Source organism: Syntrophaceticus schinkii (assembly GCF_000946815.1).
In the GTDB taxonomy this organism is placed as follows: domain Bacteria; phylum Bacillota; class DSM-12270; order Thermacetogeniales; family Thermacetogeniaceae; genus Syntrophaceticus; species Syntrophaceticus schinkii.
Map to the genome: position 1 here is coordinate 1 of NZ_CDRZ01000188.1, position 1,446 is coordinate 1,446.

The 1,446-nt window shown below is 47.0% G+C and carries 1 protein-coding gene; it reads right to left on the reverse strand.

Annotation, left to right across the window (positions count from 1 at the left end):
• Positions 1-18: 18 nt before the first annotated feature.
• A complete protein-coding gene (locus tag SSCH_RS07240; protein ID WP_198142244.1) occupies positions 19-1,416 on the reverse strand; it encodes an IS4 family transposase in 1,398 nt (465 codons plus the stop codon).
• Positions 1,417-1,446 lie beyond the last annotated feature (30 nt).

Sequence of the window (1,446 nt, forward strand, 5' to 3'; positions counted from 1 at the left end):
CTCTTATAGTTTTATTACTCAACTTTCGCAGCAACAAATAAGCCAGTCAGTTCCTTGAAAAACGAGGGTAAATTGCCGACTTAAGTAGTCAATCAACCTGCGGATCTCCTGCTCAGCCAGTTGCAGCCGCTCGCCTAGGAACTGCTCTAACAGAGTGAGGAGTTTCTGGAGCGCGTCTGCCAGGCTAATGTCCTTGAGCTCATCACAACAGATGTAGAACAATTGGCCGATGGTTCTCGGGTCTTCACCGTTTCGGCTTTCAAGGGAAAGCATGATGTATCTGATGAACACGATAGCTGTACTTGCTACCATGGAATCGTATGAGCGCCCCTGAAACTCTTTGGCAAGTTTCAGATAGGACTTGGACATCTTGAAGAAAACCTCAATACTCCAGCGTTTGCCGTAGATGCGAACTACCTCTTCATCAGGCAGTTCGGTATCTGTGGTAAGAAGCGCCAACCATTTCTTCTTGGTTCTCCGGTCTCTAACAAACACAATTTTGGCAGATACCTGTTCGCCGCCTTCAAGCTGTCCAATGCCGACAGTTACAGATGCGAGGATCTTGGCCCTGCCCCGCTTTTTCCGGACGGTGGCATACAGCTTGTTTAGAGTCAGCTTCTGCCCCTGGTAGTCGTAATAAACCTTAGGCATTGACTTCAGCATACAGATGGTGTGCATCTTCTGCTCTCGGAGCTTTCTGATCACGGCAGGAAAGGCAAACCAACTGTCGAAAAGGATGTAGCTGGCCGGAACCATGTACACCCTGGCACTTTTGAGCAGATCCAGTAAGACATCGGTACTCTTGCGGATGGCCTCCTTTCGTAATCGATACCCGTTAGTGCGTTTGTCTATAGAATCGTTTATTTCACATAGCCGATTTGACTCCTTTTCGGAACTGAGCAGGGAAAAGGCTAGCGGCAAGAAGGTGTTACTGTCCGACCAACCAAGAGTCAGCATCCGGAAACCACGGTCGTATCTGTGCTTAACATGGTCGAAGACCCTGGCCAGCAGTTCCACCGACTTGCTTCGGGACCGACTGAACAGGGAGTCGTCTACGATGAAGACGTTAACTCTCTTTTCATCGGTGAGCGGAACGATACGGCTGCGAATGATCTGAGAACTCAAAAACAGCAAGAACTTGCGCCAGTTATAGTGGCAGTCGTTCAAAAACCGGTAGACAGCGTCTTTTTGAAAGGGAGCGGCGCCGGTAGTGATATCCAGGTAGCGGTACAGGTTTTTGCCTAAAAAAACTAAGGTCACAAGAAACTGCAATAGTTCTTTGCAAGAAAAACCCTTTTGTTTTTTGAAATTCGATTTCACGAGTATTTCACCTATCTTGTGTTCTTTGAAAAAGTTTGCAACATAATTGGCTGACCTATTTTCATCGGTAATGTTTTCTGGTAAGATAGAAGTCACAAGAGCACCTTCTTTCCTTGGTATAATGGG